Genomic DNA, 24,655 nt, shown 5'->3' with positions numbered 1-24,655 from the left:
TGCTCTTCCGATAGCACAGCCGTTAATTGGCTACTTGGACAGTTCGGCCTCAACAGCGGCCAATGCTGCGTCGATACCGGAGGTATCAGAGCCGGAGCCCTGTGCCATTGCCGGTTTACCGCCGCCCTTGCCGCCGACCTCGGCGCCCATCAGCTTCACCAAATCGCCGGCCTTAATACCGCGATTGACGGCTTCATCCGAAACCGAGGCCACAAACGGAACCTTGCCGCCGGCGTTGGAGATCAACGCAATGACGCTTGGGCGATCCGCAAGGCGCTTCGCCAAGTCATTAGCCAGCGAACGGATGTCCTTCATCTCCGTACCGTCGGGAAGCTTAAGTCCGAGGTAGGTGACATCGCCGATGGTGCGAGCGGACTCCAGGTGAGACGCGGCATTGGCCAGCAGCTGTCCGGCCTTGAAATCAGCGAGCTGCTTCTCTGCAGCCTTGAGCTTCTCAGCCAGTGCTGCAATGCGGTCTGGCAGCTCAGCAGACGGAGCCTTGAATTCAGTGGCCAGTCGCTCAGCCAGGAGACGCTCGGTGGACAGGTAGCGGAAGGAATCGATACCCGAGTAGGCCTCAATACGGCGCACGCCCGATCCGACAGAGGACTCGCCCAGCACAGCTACCGGACCAATCTGCGAAGAATGCGAAACGTGGGTACCGCCACACAGCTCAATTGAGAACGGGCCACCGACCTCAACAACGCGGACGATGTCGCCGTAGTTTTCGTTGAACAATGCCATGGCACCAGCGGCCTTGGCCTCTTCCAACGGCATCTCGGCAGTATTGACAGCCCAGTCGTTGTCGACAGCCTCATTGGTAATCTGCTCAATCTCACGGAGCTGTTCCGGTGTGAGCTGCTCACCGTACTTGAAGTCGAAACGGAGGTAGCCCGGCTTATTCATGGAACCAGCCTGAGTTGCAGTATCCCCCAGTACCTGACGCAGAGCACCGTGAATCAGGTGAGTTGCAGTGTGCGCCTGACGAGCACCGTGACGCCACTGCTCGTCTACCAAAGCTTCAGCGGAGACGCCCGGGGTAAACTCACCGGCTGTGACGATGCCCTTGTGCAGCCACAGCTTCTTGCCCACCTTTTGGACATCGTTGATGTGGACCACAGCGCCGGAATCAGTCACGATTCGACCACGGTCAGCCAGCTGACCTCCGGCCTCGGCATAGAGCGGAGTGCGGTCGAGGATAACCTCAATCTCATCGCCCTCTGCGGCAAACGCCTGCTTCTGGCCATCAGCAATGATGCCGAGAATCGTGGATTCGTCGGCAAGCCGATCGTAACCAGTGAAGGACGTCGGGTGTTCATCGATGAACTCGCGGTAGACGTGCAGGTCGGTGTGCGACTGCTTCTTTGCCTGGCTGTCGGCCTTTGCACGCGCACGCTGCTCAGCCATCTCGCGATCGAATTCCTCGCGGTCGATGGTCAGGCCAGCTTCTTCGGCCATCTCGATGGTCAGGTCGATTGGGAAGCCGTGGGTGTCATGCAGGGTGAAGGCATCGTGACCGGATAGAACGGTTTTACCCTCTGCCTTGGCCTTGGTGGCCGCGCGCTCGAACAGCTCCTCACCAGCGGACAGCGTCTTGGTGAAGGTCTTTTCCTCGGCGACGGCGACGCGGCGAATACGGTTCCAGTTCTCCGCGATCTCTGGGTACGACGGGGTCATGGTCTCGGCCGCGATACCAATCAGCTTCTCCAGCACTGGACCGTTAGCGCCGAGCAGGCGCGCAGAGCGGATAATACGGCGCAGAAGGCGACGCAGAATATAGCCACGATCGGAGTTCGAGGGGGTGACACCGTCGAGCATCAGCATCAAGCCGGTACGGCTGTGGTCAGCGATGACGCGGAAACGGATGTTGTCCTGGTGGTTCGAGCTGTATTTCGAACCGGTGAGCCGCTCAGCCTCGTCGATAACCGGACGCAGTAGGTCGGTTTCGTAGACGTTGTCGACACCCTGCAGCAGGAAAGCAACACGCTCGATCCCCATACCGGTATCGATGTTCTTCTTCGGCAACGGGCCAAGAATCTCGAAAGAGTCCTTGCCTGTTCCTTCGCCACGCTCGTTTTCCATGAAGACGAGGTTCCAAATCTCGATGTAGCGATCCTCGTCGGCCTCTGGGCCACCATCAGCTCCGTACTCCGGGCCGCGGTCGTAGAAAATCTCTGAGCACGGACCACACGGGCCAGGCACACCCATGGACCAGTAGTTGTCCGCCATACCTCGGCGCTGAATGCGCTCCTCCGGCACACCAACCTTCTCGTGCCAGATGTCATGGGCCTCATCGTCGTCGAGGAAAACAGTTACCCACAGCTTCTCAGCCGGGATGCCAAAGCCGCCGTCCTCAACAGCACCAGTCAGAAGGCTCCATGCATGAGTGATGGCACCTTCCTTGAAGTAATTTCCGAATGAGAAGTTACCCGCCATCTGGAAGAAGGTGTTGTGGCGGGTCGTGATACCTACCTCTTCAATGTCCAGTGTGCGCACGCACTTCTGAATTGAGGTCGCGGTGGAGAAGTCCGGAGTCTCATTGCCGAGGAAGTAGGGCTTGAACGGCACCATGCCGGCATTAACGAACAGCAGGTTCGGGTCATCCAAAACCAGGGAGGCACTGGGGACCTCGGTGTGTCCCGCCTTTACGAAATGCTGGATGAAGCGATTTCGAATTTCATGAGTCTGCACGGTGTTCTACTTCCTCGTTTCACGTCGAGCGTCCGAGATGTTTAATACAAAACTAGCAGTCTACCCGCTCGGTTCGAGCAACTTTAAAACCACCCCACCGGCACCCCGTAGATCCCGACCGATCTCGCCTACTTCGATTTCCGGCGGCTCCCCCGGATAATTCGGCGAATGCGTCCGAGGTACTCAGCCATGCCGTTTTCACGACCGTGATTGGATGGAACGAAATAATCAGTGCCCACCAACTGATCTGGTGGATACTGTTGGGCAACGACACCCATGGGGTCATTGTGCGGGTAGATATAGTCCACCGCGTGACCAAGGTCCTTAGCCCCGCTGTAATGTCCGTCGCGCAAATGCGGTGGCACCGGCCCGGTTTTCCCGGAACGAACATCCTTCAACGCCCCGTCGATTGCGCTTATGACCGAATTGGATTTCGGTGCCGTGGCCAAGTGAATCGTGGCCTGCGCCAGCGTCAGCCGAGCTTCCGGCATGCCTATCAAGGCAACGGCCTGCGCCGCGGCGACGGCGGTTTGCAGTGCTGTCGGGTCTGCCATACCGATGTCTTCGCTAGCCAGAATTACGATTCGGCGGGCAATAAACCGAGGGTCTTCCCCACCCTCAATCATCCGCGCCAAGTAGTGCAGGGCAGCATCGACATCAGACCCTCGAACGGACTTAATAAACGCGCTGGTGACGTCGTAATGCTGGTCGCCATCGCGGTCATAGCGAACCACGGCCCTGTTGATCGAATTGGCAAGCGACTCAGCGGTAATCTGCTCACCGTCGGCTACGGCTTCTGCGGCTGCCTCGAGGTACGTCAGGGAACGACGAGCATCACCAGCTGCCAGCGCAATGAGTTGATTACGTGCATCGTCTGTCATACTGACGCGACCATTGAGGCCGCGCTCATCAGTAAGTGCTCGATCAATGAGCGTGCCGACGGCTTCGTCATCCAGTGGCTGCAACTGTAACAACAGTGATCGACTGAGCAGCGGGGACACCACTGAGAAGGATGGGTTTTCCGTCGTTGCCGCAACGAGAAGGACAATCCGATTTTCCACGGCACCCAACAGGGCATCCTGCTGGGTCTTAGAGAAGCGGTGCACCTCGTCGATGAAGAGCACCGTTTGAATGCCCTGATTAACGAGCGTGCGACGAGCAGTATCGATAACCGCACGCACTTCCTTCACCCCGGCATTAAGCGCGGAAAGCGCTTCAAAGTGTCGACCGGTCGCCGCGGAAATCAAACTGGCAAGAGTGGTCTTGCCAGTTCCAGGAGGGCCAAACAGAATAACAGAGGTGTCGCCGCCACCCTCGACCAGACGGCGCAACGGTGCTCCGGGGGCTAGCAGGTGGTCTTGACCAACGACTTCATCCAGGTTTCGCGGTCGCATCCGAACCGCCAATGGCGCATGTGCACCTGGGTGGAAATAGGTGTTCGCATCGGAGTTCAGGCCAGTGCTTGCTGGCCCCGCACCCCGACCTTGGCTCTTGGCCGCCGCAGGGCTAGCGATCGAAGGCTCGTCGAAAAGCCCTGGAGCGTCATCGGCGGAGCCGTTTGCACCGCCTGTCGGCAGCTTATTCGGATCCGCCACGTATGCCCTAGCCTTCCTCTTGCTCTAAGAAATCAATTACAGCATGTGCGAACTTTTCCAGCTCGTCGGCACGATCGTCCTCACATCTATGGGCGAACTGCGCAATGGCGCGAGCTGTGTTAGCCATGTCGCGTCGCTCCAATGCTGAGCCACCAACTTCCGGCTTCAGGTCCGTACGTCCTTCATGCCCCACCCACAGCGCTTGCTTCGGAGAACCGAAGAAAGAAACCGTTGCGGAGATGAAGAACCAACCGAGCAACGCCGCAGCAATGAACGCCATCATACGGCGGTCGCTCGTGTCGCGATACCAATGGTCACGAATCTCTTCCATCCATGCACGGACAAACACGTCGACCTCTGCCTCCGATGGGCGCTCCACGAAAACGTGCAGCGGGAAGCCTGCGACGACGCTGGCCACGTCGAAGATGACATCGCGGTAACCAGCCCACTCATAGTCGAGGAACTGGACCTTGTCGGCCAGCAGAATGTTGTCCGGGGCGAGGTCAAACGGAGTAAACGCCCTATGCGTGCCCTTCTCAATTCGACGAGCAGCATCCTCACCGAAAGAGCGCACAGCGTCGGGAACAGGAATGCCGGAGCCTTCAATAGCTCGCATGCCAAAGCGAATCCCCGACACAATGCCGTGGTCACGCGCCTCCAGAGCCTCACGATCGACCTTGTTCTTCACCCACATACGACGACGCAGGGTCTCAAACCCCTCTTCGCGAGTATGCGTGTGAATATGCATCCGGCCCAGCGACGCGCCGAGACTGCGGAACGCGCGCAATCGACGCTCTTCATCGCCACGAAAGAGTACGTCCGCAAGAGTGTCCACGACACCGACGTCGCTGAGAACCAATAGCTGCTTTGAAACATCGTAAGCAAGGAGCTGAGGCCCCGGGCGAACGTCGTCAGGCAGCGTATTGATGAACTGGTACGCCACGACTTCCCGTAAAACGGCCGGATCGACACCTTCAGTCATCGTAGGAATTTGCTTTACGACGACCGTGCGCTCCTGCATAAAGGGATTTGTGGCGACCCGTACGCGGACAACAAGAGCGTTTGACTGGCCTGTAAGTACTTCTGGATCCGACAACACTGGAGTGCCGCCGAATCGTGCGGAAAGCAGTGTCTCTGCATCTTTAACTACACTGTCAACTTCTGCTGCAGCGTCGTCCGAGTACTCCATTGAATGCCCTTTCAATGAGCCAGTTTCAGTCAGGCGATACGGATGTTGCGTTGTGGCCCGTACCGCCTTGGTTGGGAGGAATTGACCCCGCTCGCGCTGTTCACGCTGGAGTGGCGGAGCACATTCCTCGCAATGTGATTTCTTTGTTTACTTGCTGTCGCCTGCGTCGGCTGCTGCCTTGGCGCCGTCTGCCTTCTGCTTTGGCTTCGGCTTGAAGTCGATACCGGTCTCCTTGCGCTGCTGAGCGGTAATCGGAGTCGGGGCGTCAGTCAACGGATCAACGCCGCCACCGGACTTCGGGAAGGCAATAACTTCGCGAATGGAGTCAACGCCGGCCAGCAGGGAAACGATACGGTCCCAACCGAATGCGATACCGCCGTGCGGCGGAGCGCCGTACTGGAAGGCGTCCAGCAGGAAGCCGAACTGCTCCTGTGCCTCTTCCTCGCCGATGCCCATAACATCGAAGACGCGCTTCTGGACATCTGGGCGGTGAATACGAATGGAGCCGCCACCAATTTCGTTACCGTTGCAGACGATGTCGTAGGCGTAAGCCAGTGCGTTGCCCGGATCCTTGTCGAAGGTATCCATGTGCTCTGGCTTCGGCGAGGTGAAGGCGTGGTGCACAGCAGTCCACTGGGAGTGACCCAGGGCAACGTCACCGGAAGCGGTAGCGTCGGCAGCCGGCTCGAACAACGGTGCGTCGACGACCCAGGTGAATGCCCAGTCGCCTTCCTTAATCAGGCCGAGCTTCTTGGCAATCTCTCCACGAGCAGCACCCAGCAGTGCACGGGAGCTCTTAGCATCACCTGCAGCGAAGAAGATGCAGTCACCCGGCTTCGCGCCGACGTGCGCCGCGATGCCTTCACGCTCTGCGTCAGTAATGTTCTTGGCAACCGGGCCGCCCAGAGTGCCGTCCTCCCCAACGAGGATGTAGGCCAGGCCCTTTGCGCCGCGCTGGCGGGCCCAATCCTGCCAGGCGTCGAGCTGACGACGAGGCTGCGATGCGCCACCGTCCATAACAACTGCACCAACGTAGTCGTTCTGGAAGACACGGAAAGTGGTGTCCTTGAAGAACTCAGTGCACTCCACCAGCGGAATGTCGAAGCGCAGGTCCGGCTTGTCAGAACCGTACTTCTCCATGGCCTCCTTAAAGGTCATGCGTGGAATCGGAGTCTGAACAGTGACACCGGCCTCGGCGAAGATAGCAACCAGAATCTCTTCAGCCAGCGCAATGACATCGTCCTGCTCGGCGAAGCTCATCTCAACGTCGAGCTGAGTGAACTCCGGCTGGCGGTCAGCGCGGAAGTCCTCATCGCGGTAGCAGCGGGCGATCTGGTAGTAGCGCTCCATGCCCGCGACCATAAGCAGCTGCTTGAACAGCTGAGGGGACTGCGGCAGTGCATAGAAAGTGCCCGGCTTCAAACGAGCCGGCACTACGAAGTCACGAGCGCCTTCCGGCGTAGAGCGAGTCAACGTCGGAGTCTCGATTTCGGTGAAGTCGTGGCTGTCCAGCACCTTGCGTGCTGCGCGGTTGACAGCCGCACGAAGACGCATAATCTTGGCCGGGCCTTCACGGCGTAGGTCTAGGTAGCGGTACTTCAGACGGGCTTCTTCGCCCACAGTGCCAGAAGTTCCAACATCCTCGAGCTGGAACGGCAATGCCGCCGACTCGTTGAGGATGGTCAGCTCCGTAACATTGACCTCAATTTCGCCCGATGCCAGGTTCGGGTTTTCGGAGCCCTCCGGGCGCTTCTCAACGACACCGGTGACCTGAATGCAGTACTCGCTGCGCAGGTGGTGTGCACGCTCAGCAACTTCGCTGTTGCGGAACACAACCTGGGCGTAACCGGAGCGGTCACGCATGTCGATGAAGATTACGCCACCGTGGTCACGGCGGCGTCCTACCCAACCGGTCAGGGTTACTGTGCTGCCGGCGAGGTCAGCGCGGAGGTCTCCGGCAAGATGCGTACGAAGCACTGCGAATTGGTCCTTCCAAAATTGGTGCTATAGGGATTAACGCTGTGGATAGCGGTTTCGTCCGTGTAGTCTACCTTGAAGCCATAAAGGTGAGAAGAAGACCCCGGTTATTTTGCCTATTACCGGTCATCGCCCCGGTCATCGCGTTGGGTCTACCTCGGGCTTCATGTACTCACTTAGACATAGATCTTTGTAGGCCCTGACGTTGACTTCCATACGGACACTTTGACGCAGCGCTATTCAATGGCCCGTTTTCCGAACCCTATGCAATAGTCTTACTCCTATGACCTTCCGGAATGACTTCCAAAAGAGCTCGGCTCGTGCCGAGCGACGCTCGGGTGGTGGCCGCGCTATTGCAGTAGGCGGTGGCGGCATCGGCGGCCTTGTCCTCATTGGCCTGTACTTACTTCTCGGCGGTGACCCGGGACAATTGGGACAGCTGACAGGTGCCCAGAACAATCAGTCCTCTCAGACTGCACAGCAGTCCCCTGGTGAGGATCCCTGCAAGACCGGCGAAGATGCCAACAGCCGCATCGATTGCCGGATGGAATTCACCGGCATTTCCGTCGACCAGGTGTGGGCGGAGCAACTCCCCGCACAGGCCGGCATCAAGTACACAAACCCAGGCCTAGTCCTCTTTGAAGGCTCCACTCAGTCGGGCTGCGGCGCGGCGTCCTCGTCCACCGGCCCGTTCTACTGCCCCGCCGATCAAACGGCCTACTTCGACACGGAGTTCTTTAGCACCCTGGAGCGCATGGGCGGAGGCAACGGACCACTCGCACAGGAGTACGTCGTGGCCCACGAATTCGGTCACCATATCCAAAATTTGGAGCGTACGCTCGGCCGCAGTAACTACAACGAGCCTGGCCCCGATTCCGATGCCGTAAAGATTGAGCTGCAGGCAGACTGCTATGCGGGTATCTGGGCTCACTACGCGGACAAGGGGCCGGACGCAATCCTCGAACCGCTTTCCGACGAGCAAGTTGCCGATGCCCTCAAAACTACGAAGGCCATTGGCGATGACACCATCCAGCAGCATTCCGGCGGTGGTGTTCAACCGGACTCCTGGACCCACGGCTCGGCTGAACAGCGTACGAAGGCATTCCTCACCGGCTACAAGTCAGGAAAGATGTCTCAGTGCGACACTCTCGAGCGCGGTGTCTACAGCTAGACTCCGCACTCAACAAATGCACGTTTCCTAGATGCGCGACTGCAACTCCTGAACCAGCGCATCTAGGGCCACCGCGTGCTGCTCGTGGGACTCGAGGTTCTTCAGCTGAACCTCGCCCGCGGCCAATTCAGACTCGCCGAGGACCAACGCAAATCGGGCTCCAGCGCGATCGGCACCCTTCATTGCACCCTTCAGCCCGCGGCCACCGTAGGACATATCCGCGCGGATACCCGCTTGGCGCAGCTTATTGATCTGTACCGCCATAGCGTGAGCGGCTTCTTCACCGAGTGCAACACCATAGACATCGACGCGTCGACCATCGCTGGCCTGCTTGCCCTCGGCTTCCAGTGCGAGCAGCGCACGATCCACACCCAAGCCAAAGCCAATTCCAGACAGCTCTTGGCCGCCGAGCTGCGCCATCAGCCCGTCGTAGCGACCACCGCCACCGATACCCGACTGCGCACCAAGGCCGTCGTGAACAAACTCGAAGCACGTCTTGGTGTAGTAGTCCAATCCGCGCACCATTCGCGGATTGATGACATAGGGCACCTTCATGTCATCCAGCAGCCCAGTCACCGATTCAAAGTGGCTGCGAGCGGTATCAGAAAGGTGGTCCAACATCAGTGGCGCGTCGGCGAGCATTTCCTGCATTTCCGGTCGCTTATCGTCGAGGACGCGCAGCGGATTGATGTTTGCACGGTGGCGCGTTTCCTCATCCAAAGGCAGGTCAAACAAGAATTCCTGCAGCTTAGCGCGGTATTCGGGGCGACAGGTGTTGTCACCGAGGCTTGTCAGCTCAAGCCGGAATCCTTCCAGGCCAATGCCGCGGAAGCATGCGTCGGCAAGCGCGATAACCTCAGCGTCCAGCGCGGGATCATCGACACCGATTGCCTCTACGCCCACCTGCTGCAACTGACGGTAACGGCCGGCCTGCGGGCGTTCATAGCGGAAGAACGGCCCCGCGTAGGAAAGCTTGACCGGCAGCTGACCGCGGTCGAGATTGTGCTCAATGACCGCGCGCATTACGCCTGCAGTCCCCTCCGGGCGCAGGGTGACCGAGCGGTCGCCGCGGTCGGCGAACGTGTACATCTCCTTGGTGACGACGTCCGTCGATTCACCTACGCCGCGTGCAAAAAGGCCGGTTTCCTCGAAAATTGGCAGCTCAATGTGCTCATAGCCCGCGAGTCGTGCGCGGTGCTGGAATGAGTTCCGCACCGCCTCGAATTCGCGGGAGACCGGCGGGACGTAATCCGGCACGCCCTTGGGCGCGGAGAACGGCTTCAACTTCTTTGGCTTCTGGCTAGAGTTCACTCCGCTAACTCTACCTGCCAACTCTCACGACGTGTCAGCCAGGCTAGGTGAGGTTTTGCAGGAAGGGGTTGGTCTCGCGCTCCTCGCCTATCGACGATGCGGAGCCATGGCCCGGAAGAATCATGAGGTCATTCGCCAGCGGGAGGACCTTATCCTTCAACGACTGCTGCATGTGCTCCGGACTACTGCCCGGTAAATCTACGCGACCGATAGCCCCCTTAAAGAGGACATCCCCGCTGAAGATAATCTCATCTTCCCCATCGGAAGCGCGCAGCATTACGCACCCCGGAGAGTGACCCGGTGCGTGAATGACTTCGAAATTTAACCCTGCCCACTTAACTTCGTCGCCATCTTCGAAGAAACCAGCTTTTGTATAAGCCTGCATGGATTCGATGTCAAAGAGGTGTCCGAAAGAAGAACCGCCGAGTTTCGGATTGGCCAGCAACACATTGTCGCTTTCGTGAATGAAGACAGGGATATCCCAGAAGTCGGCGGCCTCCGCGACATCGCGGACGTGGTCGATATGACCATGGGTCAGCAGAATTGCTTCCGGCTTCCAATCTCGCTTTTCAACCTCGCCGCGTATTACCTCGAACGCTCCCATGCCCGGGTCAATAATCACGCACGGGGTAGCCAAATCGTCCATCCCCGGAGCGCCTGTTGCCACGTAGCAGTTGGTCTGAAAAGGGCCGGCTGCAAATCCAAATATCTCCATAGCGCACATTCTATCGAGTGTCTGCTTGGCTCGAGCTGGGTTCATTTATCACGCTGTTAAGTTCCCGCTAAAACGACGGCTGATAGGTGGCGAAACTCGTAGAACTGTTCTTGGCAATTGGAACTGACGATTGGAAGCTTTTATGCAGATTACGTACTCAGCCACTATCACCTTTTTTCATCCTGACAGCTGTGGGAACGGCTCTAGCAGGTTATCCGCGACTGGCCTTCATCCTTTTCATGTCAGCCGCAATAAGCCTGGGTGCAAGGAGTCTAACTCGCCGTTGTCGTAGTCGTGTTGTCGAAGGCACAGGCAGAAGTAAGAGCTGCATCACGCCGGAGAAGGTGAAGAAGTACCGTCGCCAACACCCCGGTGTCGGCATCAAAGAAGCTGTCGAAGCTCTACGTGCTAAAGCGGAACGCCCTTTCCCATGCCGACTTGGCCTGTCATCTCGCAAATGAGAACCGACTCCGGGCATAATGGTCGATTGTGTACGCGACGGTGACCGACTGAGCTTTCACCTCAAACTCGGTCACTATCTATGGGCAAAACCGTCCGCTGGTGTGCCGTCACCGGCAATCGATGACTAAGAGATACGGAGAGAGACTAGTGGCCAATAATGAGCAAAGGCGCAAAGATGCGATGCGGACGCTCGAGCGCGAACTTAAGCGCCGTGCACGTGCCGAGAAGCTGAAGCCACTGGGTGTTGTCGTAACCACCTTGGCTATCCTGCTCTTTATCGGTGGCGGAATCTACCTGCTGACCACGGCTGGCGGCGCTGACGACAATGAGGCCGCTGATGAATCCACGACTCCAGTCGAACCTGCAGCTCTGACAGCTACTCCCGTCAGCGGTGAAAAGGTTCCGATGAAGCGCTCTTCCGCGCTTCCGGAAACCGTGACCTGTGACTACCCGGATGATGGCGAGGCATCGAAGGATATCGATAAGCCAGCTACCGACAATGTTCCCGCCACTGGCACTGTAACCATCACTCTGAAGACTAACCAGGGCGACATTCCGATGGAGCTGAACCGCGCTATTTCACCTTGCGGTGTCAATGCGATTGAGCACATGGCCAAGTCCAACTACTTCGACGACACCGTGTGCCACCGTATTACTGGTGGTGGCCTGAACGTTCTGCAGTGTGGTGACCCGACTGGTACCGGTAGCGGCGGCCCGGGCTTCAAGTTCGCTGGCGAGTGGCCGGTCAAGGATTCCGGTCTGGATCAGAACACCCCGTTGGTGTACCCGAAGGGCTCTATCGCCATGGCAAACCCGAGCGACCCGGATGCCAACGGCAGCCAGTTCTTCCTCAACTGGGCAGATTCTCAGCTGCCACCGCAGTACACCGTGCTTGGCTCCATGACTGACGAGGGCACCAAGACGGTTGCGGACATTGCGAAGAATGGTATCGAGGGTGGCGGTACCTCTGACGGTAAGCCAGCTAAGGAAGTCCGTATTGAGAAGGCGGAAGTCAAGTAGTTGACTCAACTAACTGATTGAGAAATTCATCAAAAACAGGGCCAAGGTGTTTCACCTTGGCCCTGTTTTAATACCGACGCGGCCTCAATCTTTATTCACATATCGATGCGCTGATAAACCGGCTACTGACCAGAAGTAATGCGGTAGACATCGAAGACTCCCTCGACACCGCGCAGAATGTTGAAGATATAGCCCATCTGCTTAGTGTCCGAAACCTCGAAGCTAAAACGCATTACGGCAACGCGGTCATCGGAGGTATGGGAGGACGTCGACAGGATTGAGACCTTCTGATCGGAGAAGACGCGAGTAATCTCCGAGAGCAGTCCGTGACGGTCAAGTGCTTCGATTTGCACCGTGACCATGAACACTGCGCCGGAGGAATCTGTCGCCCAAGAAACCTCGATAATGCGCTCGGGCTCCTGGTGGAGTTTTTCCGCATTGGTGCAATCCGTGCGGTGCACGCTGACACCGCCACCGCGGGTGACGAAACCAAAGATGGCATCGCCAGGCACCGGTGTACAGCACTTGGCCAACTTGGCAGCCATATCCGCACTGCCCTCCACAAGCACGCCGGTGCTGTCGGCGCGACGCGGAGTATTGTGCACACTCATCTTCGAAATCGGAGTGCGCGAGACCAACTGCTCTTCGGCATCGTCTGTGCTCGAGAACTGCGCCATCAGACGGTGCGTCACATGCTGAGCCGATACCTGCCCCTTACCAATCGCGGTATAGAGCGCATCGACATCCGCATAGTGCAGCTCGGAGGCAATCTGCTTGATGGACGCCGGAGTGAACAGGCGGTGCATCGGCAGACCACCGCGCTGTACCTCTGCCGCCAGCGCATCGCGTCCGGCATCGAGTGCCTCCTCGCGTCGCTCCTTGGCAAACCACTGGCGAATCTTTGCCCGCGCACGGGGAGTTTTAACGAACTTCTCCCAGTCCTTGGACGGACCAGAATGGGCATCCTTGGACGTGAAAATCTCGACGCGGTCACCGGTTTTTAGCGGTGATTCCAACGCCACCAACTTGCCGTTGACCTTGGCACCAATACAGCGGTGGCCAACCTCAGTATGGACCGCGTAGGCAAAGTCGACCGGCGTGGAGTCCGCGGGCAAAGTGATGACATCACCCTTCGGCGTGAACGCAAAAATTTCAGTGACTGAGAGATCATAGCGCAGCGAGTCCAGGAACTCGTTAGGATCTGCGGCCTCGCGCTGCCAATCCAGCAGCTGACGCATCCACGCCATCTGATCGACTTCGGCGGAATCTCCCTTATGAGAGCCTTTTGTTTCCTTGTAGCGCCAGTGTGCGGCAATGCCGTACTCAGCGTTGTAGTGCATCTCATGGGTGCGAATCTGCACTTCTAGCGGGGCCCCACCTGGACCAATGACCGTTGTGTGCAACGACTGGTAAACCCCGAAGCGCGGCGCGGAAATATAGTCCTTGAATCGCCCCGGCATGGGTTTGAACAGCGAGTGGACGGCGCCCATGGCGGCGTAGCAGTCCTTGGTCGTGTCCACCAGAACTCGAAGTCCGACCAGGTCAAAAATCTCGTCGAACTCGTGGCCGCGGACAATCATCTTTTGATAAATCGACCAGTAGTGCTTCGGCCTGCCCTGTACCTCAGCAGCAATGTGAGACTCCTTCAGATCCTTCTGAATCATCTCGGAGACTTCCTGGATGTACCGGTCCCGCTGCGGCGCTCGGTCTGCGACCAAACGCACAATCTCGTCGTACTTCTTCGGGTACAAAATGGCAAAGGAGAGATCTTCCAACTCCCACTTCACGCTGGCCATTCCCAAACGATGCGCCAGGGGTGCAATCACCTCGAGGGTCTCGCGGGCCTTCTTAGCCTGCTTTTCCGGCGGCAGGAAACGCATTGTGCGCATGTTATGCAGCCGGTCAGCCACCTTGATAACCAGCACGCGCGGGTCCTGGCTCATGGCGATAATCATCTTTCGCACGGTCTCTGCCTCGGCGGCGGAGCCCAACGCAACCTTGTCCAATTTGGTCACGCCGTCGACTAGGCGCGCGACCTCTGGGCCGAAGTCCCGTTCCAGGTCCTCCAGCGTGTAATCGGTGTCCTCGACCGTGTCATGCAGCAGCGCCGCCACCAGCGTGGTGGTATCCATACCAATCTCGGCGGCAATAGTGGCGACTGCAAGCGGGTGAGTGATGTATGGCTCGCCGGATTTCCGGTACACGCCGTCGTGAAGGCGCTCGGCGGTATCGTAGGCACGCTGCAGCACAGCCAAATCCGCGCGCGGATGCACCTGCCGATGCACCGCGACAAGGGGATCTAGCACCGGGCGGGTCTTCGTTCTGTTTCCGGTAAGGCTTCGCGCTAGGCGAGCACCATAACGGCGTGCGGGCCCTTCAGCCATGGCTCATTCACCCCTTATTAACCACGTACAGAGGCAGATCAGCAAGCTTCTCCCGAGCGCCCAGGCCTTCAACCTCCAGCACGGTGCACAGCCCGGTCACCTCGACACCAGCTGTCTCTAGCAGGGCGCGAGCTGCACACAGGGTGCCACCAGTTGCCAACACATCGTCGACAAGTACGGCCTTCTTGCCCTTCAGCTCAAACCCACTAGCCGGAATCTCAAGCGCGGCCGTACCGTATTCCAGTTCATAGGTCTCCGTCAGCACAGGTGGTGGGAGCTTGCCCTTCTTACGAATAGCGAGCACTCCCAGTCCGAGCTTGTATGCCACCGCAGAACCCAGCAGGAATCCACGCGCATCGAGGCTGCCGATAATATCGGCCCCGAACTCTTCCACCTTGGCGGAAATCTCGTCCACAAGCAGGGCGAACGTCGTGGCGTCGGCAAGCGCCGGCGTCAGGTCCTCGAACAGTACGCCCTCAACTGGAAAATCGGGCACAAACCGAATCTGATCAGCTAATGCCTCACGCGCGTGTGCATACGACACAGGTTTAAGCTCCTTTTCGGCAAAAAGAAAAAGTGCGGGTACCTGTCAACGATACCCGCACAATGCGCTTTTAAAGTAGTTTCACCCGAACCACTGGGAGGCGCTACCTCCTACTGCCCCGGACGCCAGGACAGCGGCTTGTTTTCATCGCCCTCAAGCTTCGGAGTCTTCACCGTTCGTTTCGGCGTCGACTGTTCCATTTCGCTTGTCGACGCGTCTTCCGCGCCCGTGCCCTCCGCGGCATCGGCGGCAGCCGACTCAGTGTTCGAGTCTTCCCCAGCAGATACCTTTGTGCGAGCGGCCAGCACCGCTTCATCATGCTTGCGGTATTCACGCTGACGCGACTTGAGCGTTACCAACAGCGGCGAAGCCAGGAAAATCGAGGAGAACGTGCCCTGAATAATGCCGATGAGCTGGACCAGCGCCAAATCCTTCAGCGTACCGACACCCAGCATGCCCACGGCGATAATCATCAGTGCCAGGATTGGCAGCAGCGTCGACACTGTGGTGTTGATAGAACGCATGATGGTTTGGTTGACAGCCAGATTCACCAGCTCGGCGTAACTTCTACGTGTCGATGAACGATAGCCTGCCGTATTCTCGTCGACTTTGTCGAAGACCACGACGGTGTCGTACAGCGAGAACGACAGCACGGTCAGGAGACCGATAATGGTGGCCGGGGTGACATCAAGGCCGATCAGCGCGTAGATGCCCATAATCACGATTGCGTCCACGGCCAGGGCGAGGATGGCAGAAATGGCCATGTCACGCTCGAAGCGGATAGTGATGTAGGCGAATACCAAGCCCAAGAACACTACTGCAGCCAGCAGCATGCGGTTGGTAATCGACGAGCCCCACGACTCCGAAACGGTCGAGTCACCAATCGCATCCGGGGTCTGCTCCCCCTGTGCGTCGACGGGTTTGAATGCGTCGTTCAGTGCGACGCGAGCACTATTAATCTCGTCCTGAGTCAGCTTCTCTGAGGTGATTTCCAGAATGCGGCCTTCGCCAGAACCGATGATCTGCACCAACTCCGGCTTGACGCCGGTGGCGTCGGTGAAGACCTCCTCAGCCTGTTCAGTCGTCACTGACGCAGGCGGCATAGTCATCTTGGTGCCGCCCTCGAAATCGATACCGAAGCTGAACCCTCGAATCAGCATCGATGCTACAGCAACGACAATGACGGCAATCGCAATCTGGTACCAGCGCTTCCGCTTACCGACGATGTTGATTCCACCCTCGCCGGTGTAGAGGCGGCGGAAGAATGAGTCCTCGTTAGCCGCGTCATTTTCGCTAGTCAGCGCCGGATTCGTCTGAGTAGTATTCATGGATTCCTACTTCCCCTCATTCGCGCCGGAGTCAGCCGAACCGGTGTCGGCAACTGCACTGGCGGCTGCATTGGAGGTGACAGCCTTTTTACCGGTAGCTACGGACTTGTTCCTGTTAGCGACCTCCATGACTGAACCAAAGCCGTTCATGGATGGTTTGGACAGTGCCGGCCACTTGCGAGTAGCCAGAATGACCAGTGGCGCAGTCACCAGGAAGGCGGTCACAATATCGAATGCCGTGGAAAGACCAAGCGTGAATGCGAAACCACGCACATCGCCAACAGCCAGGATGTAGAGGACCACAGCCGCAATGATGGACACAAAGTTACCCGACAGGATCGTACGCCGTGCTCGTCGCCAAGCATGCGGTACCGCAGAGCGGAATGTCCTACCCGCACGAATCTCATCCTTAATGCGTTCGAAGAAGACGATAAAGGAGTCAGCTGTCACGCCGATGGAAATGATGATACCGGCGATACCAGCGAGATCGAGTGAGTAGCCAATCCAGCGACCGAGCAGCACGAGTACGCCGTAGACCATCGCACCAGCTGCTGCCAGTGAAACCAGCGAGATGGCTCCGAGGCCTCGGTAAAGAACGATTGCGTAGACGACAATCAGAGCAATACCGATAATGCCGGCAAGCAGACCGGCCTCCAGGGAGGCCGACCCCAGCATGGCTGGAATGGTCGTAGTGGTACCGCCCGGCTCGCCGTCCTCACCTGCGAAGGACAGTGGCAGTGCGCCGTAACGCAAGTTATTCGCCAGCGCCTGTGCCTCATCGATAGTGAAATCACCCGTGATTCGAGTAGCTGAACCGACCGGGGTTGCCTCCTGAATCACCGGCGCGGAAATAACCTTCGAGTCCAACACGATGGCGACCTGCTGCTGCAGGTAGTCATTGGTCAGCTTGGTCCAGGTACGAGCGCCGGTGTCGTTCTTACCGGACTTGAAGCTAAAGGAGACCTGGATTTGACCAGACTGCTGATCGTAGCCACCGCTAATCGGCGCATTGGTGTCGATAGCATCGCCGGACAGACGCTGGCCCTTGACCTCGTCGTCTTGCCCAATCAACAGAGGAACCTTGCCCAGGAAGATTGCCTTACCGCCTTCTGGCGCACAGGTCACCAGCGGCTTGGCCGGGTCATCGGCACCCTGTAGCGGATCAACTGCATCGCGGTTATCGCAGGTCATTAGCGCAGCGGCTGCAAACTGTGTCGTTGGATCGTCGGACTGGCGAGTCGCCAACAGCACGTCACGAACCTTCGTACGCAGCTCTGCCGCTTCAATCGAGTTCGCCGGCTTTGCCGGAGCCGTTGCGTCCAGCTTCGGGGCCTCGCCCAGCGACTTGGACAGTTCCTCCGGGACCGGCTGGTCCGGGTTCTGTTCCTTGAAGGCATCAATTGCACGCTTCTGCGTCTCGTTCATGTCCTTGTACAGGCCATCGACGCGCTTGGTGGCGTCCTCCTTCGACAGGACACCGACCGAAACCCAGTCCTCTGCGGTCTTTTTGACTACTTCACCAAAGGCAGCTTCATCAGGGCCCTGCGTGGGCTGCTCTACCGGACGGAAAAACAGCTGCGAAGTCTGTCCGAGGGAACGTGCCTCCTGGGAGTCTTCACCCGGCACGGTGATGACCAGGGTGTCACCGTCAGTGACAACTTGAGCGCCGCTGACACCCATGCCGTTTACGCGGTTCTCCAGAATCTTGCGAGCCTGGTCGAGCTGATCGCGGGTCGGCTTTTCGCCCTGCGGCACCAGGGTTACTCGGGTACCGCCCTGCAAATCGATACCCAACTTTGGCTTGGCCGATCCGCCGCCGGTGAAAAAGACGAGTGCGTACGTAAGGATAAGGAAGCTGACAAACAGCGCCAACAGCCACTGTGGCCAGTTCCTCTTGAATGTATTCGCACCAGATCTGGATTTGCTGTTCAAAGCAAAGTCTCCTGAATCGTGACGTTTAGGTACTTGAACGTTTCGGGTTGAAACGCGTGTCTATAACTGCACCGCGAACTCGCGCAATACCAGGTAGGGGCATTGCGGGCGTCGCCAAGCAAGGCTATAAACACCAACCGCTAGAGGATAACCGATTTAGCGGCCTGCGCCGGTTTTGACTTGTACCTGTTTAGTGAAAATCTTCCCACGCTTGCCGACGGCGAAACCTGGGTCGCGCCCGCTAACGCTGCAGCCTGGATGCATGCAAACCGGCAGGGCGTGGGCGTACAAAAACTGCTACTACTTTTCGGTGGAAGTGGAATCGTCTGTACCCGGATTATCCGAATTGCTCGTTGTATCCGGGTTCGCGGCCTGCTCGTTGCTGTCCGAAGCCGCATTATCAGCCGGACCGTGGCCGGTAATTTCTTGCACATCGCCAATGTGGTCGTCCGGCGCATCGGAAACTCTGCCACGCTGGTCGCGGTGAGCGTAGCTAGCTCCCGCGCCGGTAGTGAGGTTGCGGGCAATAGCGCCCTTCTCCCAACGGGTGACGATGCCGTCAGCGATGATTAGGTCAACGGTTGTGTCGGTGGTATCAACGACCACGCCGTGCATGCCGGAACCGGTGATGACCTCCGCGCCAGGGGCCAGCTTATCCTGCATTTCCCGGATGGTGCGCACCTGCTTGTTCTGCTTGACGATCTGCCAAATCGGCAGCGCCAGGAACAAGAAAATAAGTAGGAGGAGAATAGTTTGATCCATGTCTGTCGAGTTTAACGAATTGCCTGCTCGCTATTCCACACTGCCCTGGGACAGGATTTGGGGGAAAGCTATTCTCCGATAGTGCCCTCCGGGGGCTGTAGCCCCAAGTGCCGCCATGCTCGGGCAGTTGCCACGCGTCCACGGGATGTGCGCGCAATCATTCCTGCACGTACCAAGTAGGGTTCGCACACTTCTTCCACGGTCGAGGGCTCCTCACCCACTGCCAGTGCCAGCGAGTTTACCCCCACCGGCCCACCGCCGTGTCCCTTGACCAGGGCTGTCAGCACTGCCCGATCCAGACGGTCGAGCCCCAGCTCGTCGACATCGAACACAATCAGCGCTGCCTTAGCCGCACCAAGATCAATAACGCCACCGGAGTGGACATCGGCGAAATCGCGGACGCGACGCAGCAGACGGTTGGCAATTCGCGGTGTACCGCGCGAACGCGACGCAATCTCCACTGCAGCCTCCGGGCTGATGTCTACCCCGAGGATCCCAGCGGCACGGGTAACCACCTTTGTCAGATCTTCGACCTCATAGAACTCCATCTGCGCGGTAAAACCAAAGCGGTCACGCAGTGGGCCAGTCAGCATACCCGAGCGCGTCGTCGCACCGACCAACGTGAATGGTGGAATCTCGAGTGGAATCGACGTAGCTCCAGGCCCTTTGCCTACGATGACATCAATACGGAAATCTTCCATTGCCATGTACAGCATTTCTTCCACTGGCCTGGCAATGCGGTGAATCTCATCGATAAACAGGACATCGCCCTCGAGCATGTTCGACAGCATTGCTGCCAAATCGCCAGCGCGAATAAGCGCCGGACCGGAGGTCATTCGCAGGGAGCTCCCCATCTCCTGCGCAATAATCATGGCCATGGTGGTCTTACCCAGCCCGGGAGGTCCCGACAGCAGAATGTGGTCCGGAGTCACATTTCGCCCCCGTGCCCCGGAAAGCACTAAATCCAGCTGTTCGCGGACCTTGGGTTGGCCGATGAACTCCCCTAACGACTTTGGTCGCAGGTTCGATTCCGCATCGACTTCCTCGACCTGAGCGCGGGCATCGACATCACGTTGTGCACCATTTCCACCACCGCCAAAATGGTCGTTGGCTTTCCCACCTAAAGAGTCCCTGAAGGGATTGCCCGACACGTTAAACTCCGTGCGCTCGATATCGCTCATAGTCCCCTCATCCTAGTGCACTGCCAATTTTCATCATCAATGTAGCTGCAGGTCCTCAACCTGGATTTACTTCTCGCCCAATGTCTTTAGCGCCGCCTTCAGCGCCATTGAAGTATCCAAGGTCGGATCAATCCGAACAACGGTCTCCGCTGCCTCATTCGCGTCAGCTTCCGGGAACCCAAGCCCGACCAAAGCACCAACGACCTGATCCAGATCTGCCTTCAAAACAATGCCAGGTGCTGCTCCGTTTGCAGCTTCCTCCGGCGGCGATACCACCCTGTCCGCGAAAACCTCGACCTTATCCTTCAATTCAACCAACAGGCGCTCCGCCAATCGCTTGCCGACGCCGTTAGCTGCTTGCAAGGCCTTCGCATTCTTTGAGGCGACCGCACTGGCAATCTCCGCCGGCGACAGTACAGAAAGAACAGACATCGCTACCTTCGGCCCCACCGTCGAGACAGTGCGCAAGAGCGCAAACATCTCACGTTCCTGTGAATTGGCAAAACCAAAGAGCGTAATCGCGTCTTCACGAACCGCCATTGTGGTCAACATAAAAGTCTGCTCATGCCTCACCAACTGGGAAGCTAGCCTGCCTGTAATGGTGACCAAATGCCCGACACCACCGCACTCGATAACGCAATAGTCCGCACCGAGGTCGATAACTTCACCGCGAAGAGATGCAATCACTTCTCACAATTCCTTTCACTACGGCTTCCCTAAAGACACCGCGATAAACGCCGAACTCACAAGTGTTCTCTAGCAAGCTCCCCTACCGCGAGCGATTCTCACGGCGAGAAAGCTCCAACTCCCGCTCCTCGTGCTGCTTCGCAAGCGCAGCCAAGGTATCGCGCTGGCGTTGCAGAACCGGACCACGCCAACAGTGGCAGATAGCGATGGCCAAAGCATCCGCTGCATCTGCAGGTTTTGGCGGAGTTTCCAACCCAAGGATTCTCGTCACCATCATGGTCATCTGCTTCTTATCAGCTCGACCGTTGCCGGTGAGCGCCTTCTTTACCTCCGATGGCGTGTACATATGCACTTCCAAGCCGCGTCTCGCCGCAGCGAGGACAAGGACACCAACCGCGTGCGCCGTCTGCATCACGGTGGACACGTTGCCGCGCTCGAATACCCGTTCCATCGCAACCACGTCCGGTTCGTACTCATCCATCCACTGCTCCACGGCGTTGGAAAGCCGTAAAAGACGATCCTCCAACGACGCCGTGGTTGGTGTGCGGGCGACCCCCACAGAAATGGGAATGACTTTCCTGCCCTGAGCGCCTTCCGCAATGGAGAGACCACAACGAGTAAGGCCAGGGTCGATGCCCATCACCCGCAGAGATCCAGCTCGATAATTCACTCCTCCACTAATACCATATTTCGAACAGCTGTTTGTATCGTAGCTAGAAGGAGTACCAACCGTTGGTTCTGATACGTTTAACACCATGAATTCACCGAAGAAGCTCTACGGCGTTCTCGCTGCAGCTGAAATGGTCACGTGGGCTCTGCTGCTTTTAGGCCTGGCGCTGAAGTACCTGTTCAAAGTCACGGACGTCGCCACCACTATCTTCGGCAGCATCCACGGCTTTACGTTCCTGTGCTACGTAGTCACCACCATCATGGTGTGGATCAACCAGCAGTGGAGCTTTGGCCGCGGTGTCATCGGCCTCGCCTCTTCTATCATTCCATTCGCAACCTATCCGTTTGAACGAAACACCCTGAAGGCAGGCCTTCTGGATCGACCCTGGCGCTTTACCGACGAATCCGAGGAGCCACAGGGCATATTCGAGTGGGCACTCGCCATGATTATTCGTCGCCCCTTTATCTCGGCGTTCGTCATCTTGATTGTTCTCGCGGTGGTCTTCACACTGTTGCTGATGGCCGGACCTCCGACTCAGTGGTTCTCCTAGGACGCCCATAAAAACCAATCCCCATCGGACGATTCTCCGATGGGGATTTTCTATTCACACCAGCTCGCCGAGCAATTCAGCGCTGCGGACTGTCCTACCACGGGCACCCTTTAACGCCGAGAAGCCAGTCAGCAGAACCGTCGACAAGAAAACGCCTAGTCGTCGAGTTCGGCGATGACCTCGTCGCTGATGTCGGCGTTCGAGTAGACGTTCTGCACGTCGTCGGACTCTTCGAGAGCGTCAATCAGACGGAAGAGCTTGCGTGCGCCGTCAGCATCGAGAGCGACTGTGGTAGAAGCGCGGTAGTCCTGATCTGCGGAGTCGTACTCCATTTCGGCATCGACAAGAGCGGTGCGGACATTCATCAAATCGGTAAAGGCGGAGACAACCTCGAACTTTTCACCCAGGTCGTTGACTTCCTCTGCACCGGCATCGAGAACCGCCATGAGCAGGTCATCCTCGGTCAGCTCGCCCTTCGGCAACTCGACGACGCCCTTCTTTTCGAAGAGGTACGCCACGGCGCCGTTGTCCGCCATGTTGCCGTTGTTCTTGTTGAACGCCGAGCGCACATCGGAAGCAGCACGGTTACGGTTATCCGTCAGGCACTCCACAATCAAAGCGACGCCACCAGGTGCATAGCCTTCGTAGACAATGGTCTCCCAGTCAGCACCGCCGGACTCCTCGCCGGAACCACGCTTGCGGGCACGCTCAATGTTGTCGTTGGGAACCGAGGCCTTCTTGGCCTTCTTAATCATGTCATCGAGGGTGGGGTTACCAGCAGGATCACCGCCGCCGGTACGAGCCGCGACCTCGATGTTCTTGATCATCTTTGCCCACTCTTTGGCGCGCTTGGCGTCATTAGCAGCCTTCTTGTGCTTTGTGGTTGCCCATTTTGAATGACCCGCCATGTGCTAGTTCCTACCAATCCTCTCGTCAATACCCATGTAGATGGGAATTCGTCAGGTGTTCATTATACAAACCGGGGATTTAAATGCCGACAAGCTCTCGCAAAAAGAACTTGTGGAGCCGCGTCTCCCCCGTCGACTCCGGGTGAAAGCTGGTGGCCATCGCAGCCCCCTGCCGTACTCCGACCACTGTACCTGCGGTCTCTCCAGCCGATTCTGGCACCCGCGCTAGCACCTCAACATCATCACCGATACGCTCGACCCACGGAGCACGAATAAAGGCGGCGTGCACAGGCGGCTGGTCACCGCTAATCGCCAGCTGCGGAATATCCAAGTCAGTTTCGAAGGAATCCACTTGCCGGCCAAATGCGTTACGACGGACGGTGATGTCAATCGCTCCCAGGCTAACGGCATCCGGACGGGTATCGAGCACTTCGTCGGCAAGCAAAATCATGCCTGCGCAGGTGCCGTATGCCGGAAGGCCACCGCGGAGGGCTTCCCGCAGCGGATCTTCAAGCTCATTGAAGACCATCAACTTGCTCATGGTCGTTGATTCGCCGCCGGGCAAAATTAACCCGCTAAGCCCTTCCAAGTCACGCGGCAAGCGCACCTTTCGGTGCGGGACGCCGAGCTGGTCGAGAACATATCCGTGTTCGGCAACGTTGCCCTGAAGAGCGAGGATCCCGATTGTTTCCTGTGTCATTAATCTAGGTTCTCACTGCGAGCGTCGAAGTTCGTCGCCACTGGCACGGGCTCGACACCCGGGGCCAGGCTTCGGGTCAGCCCTTCCTGCGTGACGACGGCCACGAGCTCGCCCTTTTGGTTAAAGATGCGACCGTGAGTCAGTGCGCGACCAGCGTGCGCCGATGGCGAAATCTGGTCGTAGAGCAGCCATTCATCCGCACGGAACGGACGCATAAACCACATAGCGTGGTCGAGGCTGGCTTCCTGGACCTCAACGCCTGGATGCGGAACGAGTGCCGATGACAGCAAAGTCATATCCGACATGTACGCCAGCGTGCAGACGTGGAAGGTCTCGTTATCCGGCAGGCGATCCTTGCACCGGAACCACACGAGCTGCTGGGACGGGGTGTACTTGTTGTGTTCGAACTGATCATCCGGCACTACCCGGATATCCCAATCCGCCCACTCGCGCATGAGCAGGCGGCGGGTGTTCGTCATCTCAGAGGTGTCTGTGACCACATCTTCAGGATTTGGCACCTTGCGCATCACGTCAGAGTGCTCGAGTCCCTCATCCCCCTTGCGGTGGAAGCTGACCTGCATGACGAAAATCGTACGGCCATCTTGCACAGCTTCGACGGAGCGGTGGCAGAAAGACCGGCCATCGCGAATACGCTTGACCATGTACACCGTCGGGATATGGGGGCGACCCGGGCCTACAAAGTAGGCGTGGAGGGAGTTCACCGCGAAGGTATTACCCACCGTGCGCGTCGCCGCGACGAGGGACTGGCCGGCAACTTGGCCACCGAAAGTGCGCTGCAGGATTGACTTAATGACTGGGCCACGGAAAATGTCCCGGTCAATCTGTTCCAGATCTAATACCTCGCGGATGTTAGCCAT

At 58.0% G+C, this 24,655-nt stretch carries 20 protein-coding genes; 3 read left to right on the top strand and 17 right to left on the bottom strand.

The window, feature by feature from the left end:
* Positions 1-30: 30 nt before the first annotated feature.
* The 4 genes from alaS to aspS all read right to left on the bottom strand — a co-directional run bounded on the left by alaS (position 31) and on the right by aspS (position 7,452).
* The gene (gene alaS, locus HMPREF3042_RS07860; RefSeq protein ID WP_070601473.1) at positions 31-2,691 is read right to left on the bottom strand and encodes an alanine--tRNA ligase; all 2,661 of its coding nucleotides are present in this window, start codon (positions 2,689-2,691) and stop codon (positions 31-33) included.
* Positions 2,692-2,819: 128 nt separating this feature from the next.
* A complete protein-coding gene (locus HMPREF3042_RS07855; RefSeq protein ID WP_222866795.1) occupies positions 2,820-4,145 on the bottom strand; it encodes a replication-associated recombination protein A in 1,326 nt (441 codons plus the stop codon).
* A gap of 148 nt (positions 4,146-4,293) precedes the next feature.
* Positions 4,294-5,475, bottom strand: coding sequence for a phosphotransferase family protein (locus tag HMPREF3042_RS07850; RefSeq protein WP_070601475.1), 1,182 nt, complete (start codon positions 5,473-5,475; stop codon positions 4,294-4,296).
* Between the two features lie 147 nt (positions 5,476-5,622).
* Positions 5,623-7,452, bottom strand: coding sequence for an aspartate--tRNA ligase (aspS, locus tag HMPREF3042_RS07845; RefSeq protein ID WP_070832200.1), 1,830 nt, complete (start codon positions 7,450-7,452; stop codon positions 5,623-5,625).
* A 283-nt stretch (positions 7,453-7,735) separates the two neighbouring features.
* Between aspS and HMPREF3042_RS07840 the strand changes: the two genes are divergently transcribed.
* Positions 7,736-8,623: a KPN_02809 family neutral zinc metallopeptidase gene (locus HMPREF3042_RS07840; protein WP_070601477.1), complete on the top strand. Its 888-nt coding sequence runs from the start codon at positions 7,736-7,738 to the stop codon at positions 8,621-8,623.
* A 27-nt stretch (positions 8,624-8,650) separates the two neighbouring features.
* On the opposite strand, the gene hisS is transcribed toward HMPREF3042_RS07840, so the two are convergent.
* On the bottom strand, positions 8,651-9,934 hold the full coding sequence (gene hisS, locus HMPREF3042_RS07835; protein ID WP_070601478.1) for a histidine--tRNA ligase: 1,284 nt from the start codon (positions 9,932-9,934) through the stop codon (positions 8,651-8,653).
* A gap of 43 nt (positions 9,935-9,977) precedes the next feature.
* Positions 9,978-10,649: an MBL fold metallo-hydrolase gene (locus tag HMPREF3042_RS07830; RefSeq protein ID WP_049172972.1), complete on the bottom strand. Its 672-nt coding sequence runs from the start codon at positions 10,647-10,649 to the stop codon at positions 9,978-9,980.
* Positions 10,650-11,258: 609 nt separating this feature from the next.
* Between HMPREF3042_RS07830 and HMPREF3042_RS07825 the strand changes: the two genes are divergently transcribed.
* Positions 11,259-12,131, top strand: a complete 873-nt coding sequence (locus HMPREF3042_RS07825; RefSeq protein WP_191620908.1) for a peptidylprolyl isomerase — start codon at positions 11,259-11,261, stop codon at positions 12,129-12,131.
* 122 nt (positions 12,132-12,253) lie between these two features.
* On the opposite strand, the gene HMPREF3042_RS07820 is transcribed toward HMPREF3042_RS07825, so the two are convergent.
* The 8 genes from HMPREF3042_RS07820 to ruvC all read right to left on the bottom strand — a co-directional run bounded on the left by HMPREF3042_RS07820 (position 12,254) and on the right by ruvC (position 21,589).
* Positions 12,254-14,515: a RelA/SpoT family protein gene (locus HMPREF3042_RS07820; protein ID WP_038628875.1), complete on the bottom strand. Its 2,262-nt coding sequence runs from the start codon at positions 14,513-14,515 to the stop codon at positions 12,254-12,256.
* Between the two features lie 7 nt (positions 14,516-14,522).
* Positions 14,523-15,059 carry an adenine phosphoribosyltransferase gene (locus HMPREF3042_RS07815; RefSeq protein WP_049180985.1) on the bottom strand — a complete coding sequence of 179 codons (537 nt, stop codon included), beginning with the start codon at positions 15,057-15,059 and terminating at the stop codon, positions 14,523-14,525.
* Positions 15,060-15,169: 110 nt separating this feature from the next.
* Positions 15,170-16,387 (bottom strand): protein translocase subunit SecF, encoded by a 1,218-nt coding sequence (gene secF / locus HMPREF3042_RS07810; protein ID WP_070852279.1) that lies wholly within the window; start codon positions 16,385-16,387, stop codon positions 15,170-15,172.
* Between the two features lie 6 nt (positions 16,388-16,393).
* Positions 16,394-18,319: a protein translocase subunit SecD gene (gene secD / locus HMPREF3042_RS07805; RefSeq protein ID WP_070856723.1), complete on the bottom strand. Its 1,926-nt coding sequence runs from the start codon at positions 18,317-18,319 to the stop codon at positions 16,394-16,396.
* 300 nt (positions 18,320-18,619) lie between these two features.
* On the bottom strand, positions 18,620-19,081 hold the full coding sequence (yajC, locus tag HMPREF3042_RS07800; RefSeq protein WP_049172982.1) for a preprotein translocase subunit YajC: 462 nt from the start codon (positions 19,079-19,081) through the stop codon (positions 18,620-18,622).
* Between the two features lie 68 nt (positions 19,082-19,149).
* Positions 19,150-20,262, bottom strand: a complete 1,113-nt coding sequence (gene ruvB, locus HMPREF3042_RS07795; RefSeq protein ID WP_049172984.1) for a Holliday junction branch migration DNA helicase RuvB — start codon at positions 20,260-20,262, stop codon at positions 19,150-19,152.
* A 66-nt stretch (positions 20,263-20,328) separates the two neighbouring features.
* Entirely contained in the window at positions 20,329-20,949 is a 621-nt protein-coding gene (gene ruvA, locus HMPREF3042_RS07790; protein WP_070856722.1) for a Holliday junction branch migration protein RuvA, read from the bottom strand.
* Positions 20,950-21,031: 82 nt separating this feature from the next.
* Positions 21,032-21,589 carry a crossover junction endodeoxyribonuclease RuvC gene (gene ruvC, locus HMPREF3042_RS07785; RefSeq protein ID WP_070856721.1) on the bottom strand — a complete coding sequence of 186 codons (558 nt, stop codon included), beginning with the start codon at positions 21,587-21,589 and terminating at the stop codon, positions 21,032-21,034.
* 115 nt (positions 21,590-21,704) lie between these two features.
* Between ruvC and HMPREF3042_RS07780 the strand changes: the two genes are divergently transcribed.
* Positions 21,705-22,169 (top strand): DUF3817 domain-containing protein, encoded by a 465-nt coding sequence (locus HMPREF3042_RS07780; protein WP_049172991.1) that lies wholly within the window; start codon positions 21,705-21,707, stop codon positions 22,167-22,169.
* Between the two features lie 155 nt (positions 22,170-22,324).
* On the opposite strand, the gene HMPREF3042_RS07775 is transcribed toward HMPREF3042_RS07780, so the two are convergent.
* From HMPREF3042_RS07775 to HMPREF3042_RS07765, 3 genes are all read right to left on the bottom strand, one after another.
* A complete protein-coding gene (locus HMPREF3042_RS07775) occupies positions 22,325-23,077 on the bottom strand; it encodes a YebC/PmpR family DNA-binding transcriptional regulator (protein WP_049172992.1) in 753 nt (250 codons plus the stop codon).
* 79 nt (positions 23,078-23,156) lie between these two features.
* The gene (gene pdxT, locus HMPREF3042_RS07770; RefSeq protein WP_070856720.1) at positions 23,157-23,777 is read right to left on the bottom strand and encodes a pyridoxal 5'-phosphate synthase glutaminase subunit PdxT; all 621 of its coding nucleotides are present in this window, start codon (positions 23,775-23,777) and stop codon (positions 23,157-23,159) included.
* Positions 23,777-24,655 (bottom strand): acyl-CoA thioesterase, encoded by an 879-nt coding sequence (locus HMPREF3042_RS07765; protein WP_070601485.1) that lies wholly within the window; start codon positions 24,653-24,655, stop codon positions 23,777-23,779. The genes pdxT and HMPREF3042_RS07765 overlap by 1 nt, the downstream gene beginning before the upstream one ends.

The sequence above is a fragment of the Corynebacterium sp. HMSC074C05 genome (assembly GCF_001838325.1).
Taxonomy (GTDB): Bacteria; Actinomycetota; Actinomycetes; order Mycobacteriales; family Mycobacteriaceae; genus Corynebacterium; species Corynebacterium amycolatum.
Note: the sequence above shows the minus strand (reverse complement) of the source record. Positions and strands in the feature narration are given on the sequence as shown.